This is a genomic window from Vibrio sp. 1167, assembly GCF_033340375.1.
Classification (GTDB): domain Bacteria; phylum Pseudomonadota; class Gammaproteobacteria; order Enterobacterales; family Vibrionaceae; genus Vibrio; species Vibrio alginolyticus.
The window spans coordinates 1-12,225 of record NZ_JAWOWK010000026.1 but is presented as its reverse complement, the minus strand read 5'-3'; the positions used below and the strand labels follow the sequence as shown (position 1 = coordinate 12,225).

Annotated in this window: 4 protein-coding genes; 2 read left to right on the top strand and 2 right to left on the bottom strand. The window is 45.0% G+C overall.

Annotated features, from left to right (window positions below; all coding sequences use genetic code 11):
* The first annotated feature begins 21 nt into the window (after positions 1-21).
* The gene (locus R7Z78_RS23695; RefSeq protein ID WP_318117024.1) at positions 22-7,206 is read left to right on the top strand and encodes a tandem-95 repeat protein; all 7,185 of its coding nucleotides are present in this window, start codon (positions 22-24) and stop codon (positions 7,204-7,206) included.
* Between the two features lie 87 nt (positions 7,207-7,293).
* Here R7Z78_RS23695 and R7Z78_RS23690 read toward each other — a convergent pair whose 3' ends face one another.
* Together R7Z78_RS23690 and R7Z78_RS23685 are read right to left on the bottom strand one after the other, a co-directional pair.
* Positions 7,294-7,908: an OmpA family protein gene (locus R7Z78_RS23690; RefSeq protein WP_005377363.1), complete on the bottom strand. Its 615-nt coding sequence runs from the start codon at positions 7,906-7,908 to the stop codon at positions 7,294-7,296.
* 2 nt (positions 7,909-7,910) lie between these two features.
* Positions 7,911-9,224, bottom strand: coding sequence for a TolC family outer membrane protein (locus tag R7Z78_RS23685; RefSeq protein WP_021707835.1), 1,314 nt, complete (start codon positions 9,222-9,224; stop codon positions 7,911-7,913).
* 389 nt (positions 9,225-9,613) lie between these two features.
* Here R7Z78_RS23685 and R7Z78_RS23680 point away from each other — a divergent pair.
* Positions 9,614-12,225 (top strand): Calx-beta domain-containing protein (locus R7Z78_RS23680; RefSeq protein ID WP_318117023.1); only part of this gene is annotated, 2,612 nt, incomplete at its 3' end.

The following is a 12,225-nucleotide window of genomic DNA, read 5'->3' as shown; positions in this document are numbered from 1 at the left end:
TCTGGCAACAGCAACGTGTTGGTGTCGATTGAAAATGGCATCGCGACCATTAGCCCAACGGCAGACTGGAACGGCTCTGAAGCGCTGACCTTTACTGCCGCCGATCCAAGCGGCGAGAGCGTTAGCCAAACGGTGAACTTCACGGTAGCGCCTGTGGCGGACATCGTGGCAGATAAAGCGACGGTTGTGGAAGACACGCCGACCATCATCAAGGTCTTAGGTAACGACACGTTCGAAGGCGACGATAAAGTGGTGTCGCTCGATACCAACAACGGTCCAGCCAACGGCACGGTCTCGGTCAACCCGGACGGCAGCGTGACCTACACGCCAAACGACAACTACCACGGTACAGACAGCTTTACCTACATCGTTACGTCCGGTGGCGTCAGCGAGTCCACCACGGTGAACGTCGATGTGACGCCAGTCAATGACAAGCCTGACAGTGAGGACTTTACGCATGTGACTGACAAGCCTGTGACGCAAGTTGTATTTGATACTGATACGAAACCTTTAGGTGATGGCGACTCTCAAGATCATATCGCGGATGTTGAAGACGACTTAAAAGGCAACGATCTACATGTCCGAATTACTGAACTGCCAACCTCAGGTACGTTGTTCTTTAAAGATAGTGATGGTGAGTTGCACGAAATTAAAGAAGTAAGCGATACGCTTTATGACAAAGACAGCCTTTACTATGAAGCTGATAATGTTGGCTTCTTATTAGGTATCAAAGATCGTCCAAATACGCCTAATGGCTCGGAATCTACAACAGATTTCAATAACTGGGGATTAAGTGAGGATGGTGGTTCATCACATTCCCGTACTGAGCATTTAGCAAATGGAGCTTCTATCACCATTTCTTCTGATAGCGGTGAGCTTGCGCAGTACAACCGCCAGGTGTCACACATCGGCAATGGTATCGCTGACAATGATGGGCAGGGTATTGAGAAAGGTGAATCGATTACGATCGATTTGTCTAATAATCCTGTGGGCAGCGTAAACCTTGGCTTAGATGGATTAGGTGGATTGTTTGATTACGGTGATGACAACGCAGCACTTATTACGGTTACATACTTAGATTCAAATAATGTCCAACAGACTCAAACGTTCGAGTTTTTGAAGCCTGAAGGCAACTTCATGCTATTCCAAGAAACAAGCGTTGGTTATGGGAAAGATCTAGCTCTTCCTGAAGGTTCGGTCATTACTCAGTTAGATTTTTCTACGAAAAATGAAGGTAACTGGGAGTTACGTTATGTAGAAGGTGTTCCTGCCGAAGACAGCTTTGGATATGTGGCAGTCGACTCTGAAAATGGCGTTAGCGATCCATCTACAGTCAATATCGTTAACGAAATGTTAGATGGTAATGTTGCGGAAAACGGGCCAAGTCTGTCTGTGGTCGGTGATAGTGTGACCGAGGGTGACAATGTCACGTTCTCGGTTGTTCTAAATGAAACCACTAGCACTGCCGTTAAGTACCAAGTTGATATGCTTGCTCAAGGTTCTTCAGTTGATAAGAATGACGTAAATCTATCAAATGCAACCTATACAAATGGTGTTGTTTTCTTAGGTGGTTACTTGATTGTTCCTGCAGGTATAAGTAGCTTCGAAATATCGATTCCGACTATTGATGACTTGGTTGTGGAAAGCAGCGAAACGATCGTTCTTGAGATCGGCGGTGAAACGGGGACGGCAACAGTTCTTGATAATGACAGTACAAAACTTAGCGTAGTAGATGCCGGCGATGTCATTGAAGGAACTGACGCAATATTTACCGTTTTACTCTCTAACCCTGTTCAAGAGGCCGTTGTCGTCAATCTGAAGTCAACAACAAATGATAGCTATACTGCGGAAGATGTTGATTTAGGCGCTATGGCAGTGACCTATGTGGATACTCATGGTCAAACTCAAACATTAGATATGGCGCCTAATGGAGACGTTACCATACCTCCAGGTGTCGCTGAAATTAAAGTCGCAGTCCCGACCAAACTAGATAATGTCCATGAAGGTGATGAGAGCTTTGGTCTGACGGTTACGGAAATCGGTAGTGTCACCAGTAATGGTATTGCAACTGGTAACGCAAATATTGTGGATTCTGATCCTGCACCTTTAGTTAGTATTAGTGCCGATCAAAACAGCGTAAATGAAGGTGAAACGGCAGGCTTTACGCTGACACTTGATAAAGTTGCAGATGAGAGTGTTACGGTTCATGTCGAATATAGTGGCGTGGCCCAAGATGGAAAAGATTTTGTTGGCGTTCTGAGTGTTGAAGTTCCTGCGGGTCAATCTTCAGCTGCTCTTGACTTACTGACGGTCACCGATGGTATTTATGAGGGCGCAGAATCTTTCACAGTAACCATTAAAGAGGTGGATGGCGCTGATGCGAGCATTGCTTCAAATAACAGCGCAAGTGTTGTGATCGTTGATGCCCAAAGTGCACCGAAAGTGACTATTAGCTCAGATCAATCCTCAGTTGATGAAGGTAGTGATGCAAAATTTATCGTCAACATTGACCAAAAAGCAGATGAAGATGTACTGGTAACATTCACAATCGGAGGGAATGTTGATGACAAAGATTATATTGCTCCAAGTACGTACACAGTCACGATTCCAGCGGGTAAAACGTCGGCGCCGATTGATATAAAAACTCTCGATGATGGTATTTACGAAGATCTTGAAAACCTAACCGTGACTCTAATTGATACGGTTGGTGCAGATTCGACGCTTGCAAGTGACTCGAATGAAGCAACAGTCTCTATTATAGATGCTCAGCACGCTCCAGAGTTCATTTCTGGCGGCGATAGTGCTGGTGACAAGCCAAATGATGATGTTTACGACTTCGGGTCAGTTAACGAAAACACGGCGAGTGGGGCCGTTATCGGCACGGTCGTTGCTGAAGATCACGATAATGACGTGCTTGTATACCGCTTTGCAGATGGCTCGAGCACTAATGGTATTTTTGATATCGACCCGACAAGCGGACAGATTTCATTGAACAAGACAATCGATGATGTTGACTTGGGCGATTATACGCTTCAGGTTGAGGTTATCGATGGAACTGGCGGGATTGATACTGCCGAGGTCAATGTTTCTCTGGTAAATGTGAATGATGCTCCTGAATCTTCGCCTTCAGTGGTTGAGATGAATGAAGATACTCAAGTGATGCTTGATTGGTCATCATTCGGTATTAGCGATGTGGACTCTGACGTATCAGATCTCTCCGTCCAAATTACAACGCTTCCTAGCGATGGATCATTAGAGTACAGAGATTCGCAAGGCGATTGGCAGTCTGTACAAATCGATCAAGTCCTCGATAAATCGCTTTTTGAGGAAAACGGTGTTCGTTTTGTACCTGAATTAAATGAATCAGGCAGTGACAGCTTCGGCGGAAATCAAGTCGGAGATCAGGAATCTAGTTACGCTCAAATTGGTTTTAAACCGACAGATGGGCAGAGCTCTGGTCAAGAGTCGACACTGACAATAGACGTGAACCCTGTAGCTGACAAACCGAACTTAATTGCAGTGACGCCATTAAACTCATTGCCTCAACAAGAGTTTAACGTTACGACATGGAGTAATGTTCAAATTGGTTCTAGTGATGGTATGGGGGTCAATGGAGAGACTCTAATCTCAGCGATCAACGCTCTTAATGAAGCCGATGGTACTCGATTGAGTTGGGCAAATGTGGAAGATTTAGGGACTCATGCAACCTTGGCAAATGAGGCCGTTCTAGTCACATCTCTTGTTTATCTCGAAGCTGGCTCGAGTTACGACTTTGTTGGGCAAGCAGATGATAGCCTTGCTATCAAGTTGGGTGGTACGTTACTTGATCAAGCTCGTTGGGGGAGCGACAGTGGTGATATTAAGGGTGCTAGCTTTACCCCTTCGGTATCTGGCTTTTATCCAATTGAAATCTATCACCATAACCAAAGTGGTCCGGGTAACTTTAATGTGGATGTATCCATTAATGGACAAGCGCCTGTAAATCTGAGCAATAGTAGTCTTTACGTAGTTAGTGATGAAAGTGCACTAGAAGCAACTGATATCAGAGCGTCTGAACTACAAGAAGTTAATGGTGTTGCGTTTTACGAAACATACCAGCTGAACGAAGGGTTACAAGATACAGCGATACCGCTCTCTGAAATTAAAGCAAGCTTAAATGATACAGATGGCTCTGAATCACTTAAAGTCACGCTAACTGGCTTACCTGTAGGTGCGATCCTTTCAGATGGAAATAGTTCTATTACTGTCGCAACTATTGATGAAGAACTGGACGTGACAAGTTGGGCATTAGATGCACTTACTGTGACTCCACCTGCGGGCTCCCATGATGACTTCACTATCAATTTGACTGCAACGAGTACAGAAAGCTCGAATGGTGATTCAGCAGAATCTAACTTGGCGATCAATGTTGTAGTACATGAGAACTTACCGACGGAAACGGAAAGTGATTTGAGCGAAACCATAGAAGACAATACTCTACAAGGGAATGTATTGCTTAATGACTCTGACGGCGACAATATTCTGATGGTAGATCATCTTACTATCGATGGTGCTGATTACGAGGTAGGCGAAAGTGTTTCTTTGACTAGTGGTACGTTACTAGTAAACCGAGATGGTAGTTACATATTTGAACCTGCTGAGCATTGGTCAGGTGACGTTCCATTAATTAGCTATACCACAAATACTGGCGTAACAAATACACTTGATATCAACGTTGCCGCAGTTGCAGATGCCCCTGCGATCACGATTAATGTTGGAGAGTTAGTAAAAAGAGATGCTGTTGATCCTAATCACCACTTAGCTACATCGGCAATAAATAATACCAATACCGAAAATGAGGCTGTCGCAGCCAACCTTGGGTTGGATAATGCAGTACCTAAAATTAATACACACGCTGGTGTTGTGTTGGGAGTCAATACTGACTTAAGTGACACCGACAGCTTGTTTGTTGGGACAGATTTCAACGATGTATTCTATGGTGGCGGTGGCGATGACGTATTTGTTGGCGGTGGTAACAATGATACGTTTTATGGTGATGACGCGACCAGTCTTACTCTGCATGATGGTAAAGATACAGTCTACCTAACAGGGAACTTTGATGACTACAAAATGACCTTCAAAGACGATCATGGAGGTAAAGTTCCATATTGGATTTTATTAGATAGTCGTTCTATCGATTCGGTAAACGATCATACAGGTAGTGATGACCGAGGTGATCATTTATATGAAATTGAACGCGTTGTTTTTGCAGACAAAATTGTTGATTTGAAACCTGATGGCACTTATGAAGTGCTTCAAGATCGCTGGATTTCGGTCGATGTGGATGTTGATCTAGTTGATGTCGATGGAAGTGAGGATTTAGCGCAGACTGCTCTTGTACAAGATCTACCAGACGATGTTGACGTGTATGTTGATGGGGTCGCAATTAAGCAAGATTCAAATGGAGATTACCCTGTCACTCTTGGTACAGATGGTAAGCTTTCCATGGATATCAGAGTGCCATTCGATTATGAAGGCAGCTTAGAGTTCCCGCTAAGCGTTACTGCTACGTCTGTTGAAGGATCAAATAATGACGCAGCTTCAACAACTGAATCCGTTGAGCTTACAGCTCGTGACTATGTGTTGGAGTCGGGATCACATGGGAATGATCAGATAACGGGTAGTGATGATCACGATATTATTGTTGGTGATGTTCAAGGATTGGAGATCATTGCAGGTCAGGACTACAACATCGCATTTGTTCTGGACACTTCATGGAGCATGGGTAACTGGGTAGGAACTGCGAAGCAAGAAGTGCTAGATGTGTTTGATGAGCTGTTAAGTGCGGTAAATCAAGGAGAGAAGCCAGGGACAGTGAATATTCACCTTAGTGAATTTGCTTCAAGTGCATCAGCGGTGATTTCTGTTGACTTGAGTTCTCTTACAGCAAGAAAAGAGTTTGTAGAAGAGTTGAATCGTGTAATTGATGATGAGGGTTCTGGCGGCACAAACTATGAGGCGGGCTTACAGTCGGCCGTTGAATGGTTCAGCAGTCAACCTAACCCTAATGGCCAAAATATCACGTACTTTGTTACGGATGGTCAACCAAATAGAGCAACATACCTCGATGGTGTAGCACCGAGTGAATTCTCGAAAGTGATTTTGGACGTCGATAATTCTGGCAAGCTTGTTACCCTGCAAGATATTGCGAGTAAAAACAATTACTCATACGGACAAACCGTTACCTACAAAGGTGATGTCGTTATAGATAGTTACGGTAAGGTTTATTCACCGCTAACAGGAAGAATCCTTGGCGATATCGACAGATATTATGGCTCTATCCGTTATTACGATGAAGTGAATAGCTCGACACAAGCTCAACACATGTATCAAGTACTAGCGGCATTGTCCTCTATAGAAGCGATAGGTCTTGGGAGTGGCGTTGATGAACATACACTCAAGCAGTATGACACTGATGGTGTGGTAGAGTCAGATATTGATGTTACTAAGCTTGCTGAAACGATATTGGGTCAAGATGTACCTCTCAAACAAGGTTCAGACACTATTCAAGGAGGTGAAGGTAACGATATCTTGTTAGGTGACTTAATTGAGTTTGGTGGTAATGAACAAGGCTTAAGTGCGATTCAATCACATGTGGCGCAGCAAACGGGTCAGGATGTGTCTACCGTTGACGGCGAAGATATACATGAGTACGTTAGAAATAACTTGGAAGAATTCAACCAAACTCACCAAGGAGATAAATCGGATAATTTATATGGCGGCGCTGGTGATGACTTACTATTTGGTCACGGTGGCAACGACATACTCGTTGGCGGTGAAGGGGATGATATTCTGATTGGTGGTTTAGGTAGTGATACTTTAACAGGGTCAGAAGGGGCCGACATCTTTAAGTGGAGTGAAGTCACTAACGATGTTGATACTGTCACTGACTTCAATAAAAATGAAGACGCTCTAGACTTCTCAGATCTGTTTGACGACTTATCTAAAGATGAAATTGGAGAGCTTCTTAATGATCTTCAATCAGGTGATCATACTGGTGATGTCGGAGAGTATCATGTAGAAGTGGCACCAGACGGGGGATCTGAGGCAAACCTGAGTATTACAAAAGGGAGCTCGACATTGGACATCCATTTTGACGGTGCAAGTGTTGATGATGTGACTCAAAGCTTAATTGCGAGTTTAGAAGCTCAGTACAAAGATATGTAGTAGCGCTAAACTGTAGTCAAATTTAAAATCAAAAAAGGTCTAGCAATTTGCTAGACCTTTTATTTTTACGGTCTGTTTATTGTTGTGCTAGCTTTTTGGAAGTGTTGTGAAAACGGTCCATTCTTTCTTCACTTCACCCTTGTGGCCAATCACTGTTGCGGTTACTCGACGGTTCAATGCGTGACTAACTTGGTCTGTACCTTGTGTCGCAAGTACTGTGTCTCCATAGCCGACAATGGTAACTCTATCTCCACTAATGCCGTTCTTCATGAGCTCTTTTCTAACGTTTTCAGCGCGGCGCTTAGATAAGTCAAGATTATGTTCTGCAGTACCAGTGCGACTAGCATAACCTTGAATCTCTATAGACGTGTTCGGGTACTCTTTCAAAAAGTCGGATAGTTCAAGAATTTGTTGCGTAAAGATAGGGTTGATCACATCGGAATCGTTCGCAAATAGTACTCGAATTTGCATTTCTTGTGAGGAGTCAACGTACGAACCACAACCGTCGTTGTCTATTTCGGCACCCAAAGGTGTACCCGGGCACAAATCTCGCTCGTTAATGACTCCGTCAGAGTCATCATCTATATGATCAGCCCACTGATCGGCAATTGGGGTATCTATGTAATCATATTCATCACCACGATCTGATGAACTGCATGCGGAGAGCATTAATGAGAGTGTAATAAAAGCTATGTGTTTCATAATTAATACTCCACTTCTTCTAGCCATTCTTTAGGCATTTCAACCCTTAATGCACTCAACAGTTGCCCAGTTGCGTTCATCACTCGATATTTGGCGTACTGCTCTGCGTATTTAGAATCTAAGTAGTCTTTACGCGCCTCAAAGAGCTCGTTTTCAGTGTTCAATAGATCAAGCAGTGTTCGTTTACCGATGCGATATTGCTTCTCGTAAGCAATTACGGTTTCAGACGCAGAGTCTACATGATCTGATAGAAACTCTTTTTGTTGTAATGTTAAATCAAGCGCACTCCAAGAAAGCCTTAACCCTTCTTCAACATTGCGATAGGCACCTTCACGCAAGTCTTTTGCTTTATTTAGCTGGTAGGCAAAGTTTTCTGAGTTCGCTGCATCACTGCCACCATTGAATAGGTTGTAGCGTAGACGCAGCATGGCAAGTGTCTCATCACTTCGACCTTTTAAACCATCAGCGTCGTCACGCCATGTTTGCGAAGCTTCAATTGAAATGGTTGGGTAATTAACACCTTTAGACTGTTTGTATTGAAACTTAGCCGAGTCTACGTCTGCGAGCGCCACTTGAATAACGGGATGAAGTTCAAATGCCAAGCCTACCGCTTCATCAACCGTGTACGGGATAAAGTTTTGGTCCGCTCTCGGAAAGATTAACCCTTGTGGTGTTTGACCGACTAAACGAGTGAACATCGTGTGAGAGTCATACAGGTTATTTTGAGCAGCAGCTAAGTTTCCGTGTGCTTTTGCCAAACGTGCTTCTACCTGCGTCAAGTCAGCAGTAGAGCCGATACCCGAGTTGACTCGTTTTTTAATGTCATCGTAAATATCTTTATGAACAGCAAGGTTGTTTTCTGAAAGCTTTAGGACTTCATACGCTTTAACAGCGTCCAAGTACACTTTAGTCACTTCAAGTGCCTTATCTGAAGCATCTGCTAAGAGTTGAAATCTAACAGATTCAGCATCAGCTGCGGTTCGATCAATATCATTTAATGTAGCGCTACCATCCCATATTAGTTGGGTCAGTGTCACTGAAGCTTCCTTTCGAGTGTAATCCGTGTCTCCTCGACCAACTTCATCTGACGGGTCTAATCCTTCATATCCAATTCCAGCATCTAGATCAACAGAGGGGAGGTAAGCACCTGATGAAGCTTCATTTATGTACTTCTGGCTCATAAACTCGTTAAATGCACTTTTAATATCGGGGTTATTTTGTAGCGTCTGTGCAACCGCTTGCTCTAGAGTTTGACCGAAAACTGGTGAAGACACTATTAAGCAACAGCAGGCTATATGTACTCGATTCCATCTCACGTTAGTTCTCCTAAAATCATGTCGCTCTTATTCTGTTTCATATTTGAGACGAGAAGTTACAAACAATGAATTTTCTTAGTGCGTATTATCAACTTGTTGATGTTTAAATGTTTAATTCAATAAAAAACAACAATCTTACTCTCTAAACTCTAGCATACGAGGCAAAGCTTGCTTGGTAAGTGGTCGATTTTTTCGTAGAAAACCTTTTTATCTTAAGAGCATAGCGGAAACTGGTTTAAATGAAGGCAAATTCTTCGGTTATTTTCCTTATTACTCTCAAAAAACTAAATCCTCTTGGAATAAAACGAAAAATTCATATTTTGTCTAAACTATAGACGTGTTTAGTGCAGTAACAAGCCTTTAATTAAACTAATACAAGGATGAAGAGCATGGATCGAGTAGCGTTAAGTTCATTGATGAGCAATGTCGTGGTTATAGGGCTTGATGGGAACCTGAGAAGTCTTGAAAGTGGTCAGCTACCTCAGCCTGGTGAATTAATTATTGAGGAAGTTTCTGATACATCAGAATTAATTGTACAACAGGTAACACCGCAAGGTAGTTCAATTAACGTTACTGATGATGTCACTGCGCTAATCGAGGCTATCGCTAGTGGAGAAGACCCGGCTGCTCTTGGTGAGGATTTTGAGCCAGCTGCTGGTGAGGAAAGTGGTTCTAGCCCCCAAAATACTGGTGCAATAGATCGTACTGGCGCTGAATTGTTGGCTAGTACGAATTTTGAGACCGTCGGTATTGATGGAATCGGACTATCTACAACTCAAGCACTATCTTTGTTGGATCTTTTCAGAGTAACTAATGGCCCTGTACCACCGACTATCTTAGTTCAAGAAATATCTAGTCCGACTATCAACGAAGGTGACCAAGTTGTATTCGATATTACTCTAAGTCAAACAACTGAAGACAATACTGATGTCATTCTTTCTCTCCTTGATGGAACCGCAACAGGCGGCTCAGCTGACGAGAACGGGAGTGACTACGTCAATGAGCGTGTCCTCATAACATTTTCTGATGGTACAACAGAAGAAGTTTCAGTCGGTGAAAGCGGAACCTTTACCATTTCGATCCCACCGGGTGAAAGTGACTTTACGGTCTCTATAGACTCTATTGACGACTCTGTATTTGAAGGCCCAGAAACGTTTACGCTCTCTGGCACGACAGAAGAACAAAGCACACCTGTTACTGGGACTGCCACTATTTTAGATGATGGTAGTGGACCTGGCTCAAATCCTGATGATGATCGCCCAGCGGTAACGATGAGTGATGCAGGTACGGTTAATGAGGGTGAGACAGCGAACTTCAAAGTGACGCTGTCGAATGCCTCCGAGTCCACTGTTCAAGTCGAGCTAGGACTCAACTTGGGTGATACCGAAGTTGGAGACTTAGGTACCTTAGAATACAACACCGGAAGTGGCTGGGTGACAGTGCCAAACGATGGCGTGGTGACGGTGCCAGCAGGGCAAACTGAGTTTGATGTGCGCATTGCTTCTATTGATGACGCGGTGTACGAAGGCCCTGAAGATTTCAGTGTCACGGTGACTGGCATTGGCGCAGTGCAAGGCAGCGATACGGGGACGGCAACGATAGTGGATGACGGTACGGGGCCAGGACCTGATCCGGATGATGACCGTCCAAGCGTGACTATTTCAGACGCTGGCACCATTAATGAGGGTGAGACTGCGAACTTCAAAGTGACGCTGTCGAATGCCGCCGAGTCTACAGTACAAGTCGAGCTAGGCCTCAACTTGGGTGATACCGAAGTTGGAGACTTAGGTACCTTAGAATACAACACCGGAAGTGGCTGGGTGACAGTGCCAAACGATGGCGTGGTGACGGTGCCAGCAGGGCAAACCGAGTTTGATGTGCGCATCGCTTCCACTGATGACGCCGTTTATGAAGGCCCTGAAGATTTCAGCGTGACGGTGACTGGCATTGGGGCGGTGCAAGGTAGCGATACGGGAACGGCAACGATTGTGGATGACGGCACGGGGCCAGGCCCCGATCCGGATGATGACCGCCCGAATGTGAGTATTTCAGATGCTGGCACCATCAATGAGGGGGATACAGCCAACTTCAAAGTGACGTTGTCGAACGCCTCTGAGTCTACAGTACAAGTCGAGCTAGGCCTGAACTTGGGAGATACGGAAGCCGGTGACTTAGGCACCTTAGAATACAACACGGGAAGTGGTTGGGTTGCAGTGCCAAACGATGGCGTGGTGACGGTGCCAGCAGGGCAAACCGAGTTTGATGTGCGCATCGCTTCCACTGATGACGCCGTTTATGAAGGCCCTGAAGATTTCAGCGTGACGGTGACTGGCATTGGGGCGGTGCAAGGTAGCGATACGGGAACGGCAACGATTGTGGATGACGGCACGGGTCCAGGCCCCGATCCGGATGATGATCGTCCAAGCGTGACTATTTCAGACGCTGGCACCATCAATGAGGGTGACACAGCGAACTTCAAAGTGACGCTGTCGAACGCGTCTGAAGCGGAAACGCAAGTGGAATTGGGTCTTAATCTTGGCGATACCGAAGTTGGAGACTTAGGTACCTTAGAATACAACACAGGCTCCGGTTGGGTTGCAGTGCCAAACGATGGCGTAGTAACGGTGCCAGCAGGGCAAACTGAGTTTGATGTGCGTATCGCTTCTATTGATGACGCTGTTTATGAAGGCCCTGAAGATTTCAGCGTGACAGTAACCGGCATTGGCGCAGTGCAAGGTAGCGATACGGGGACGGCGACGATCGTGGACGACGGCAGTGGTCCGGGCCCCGATCCAGATGATGACCGTCCAAGCGTGACTATTTCAGATGCTGGCACCATCAATGAGGGTGACACAGCGAACTTCAAAGTGACGTTGTCGAACGCCTCTGAGTCTACAGTACAAGTCGAGCTAGGCCTGAACTTGGGCGATACCGAAGCCGGTGACTTAGGTACCTTGGAATACAACACAGGCTCCGGTTGGGTTGCAGTGCCAAACGATGG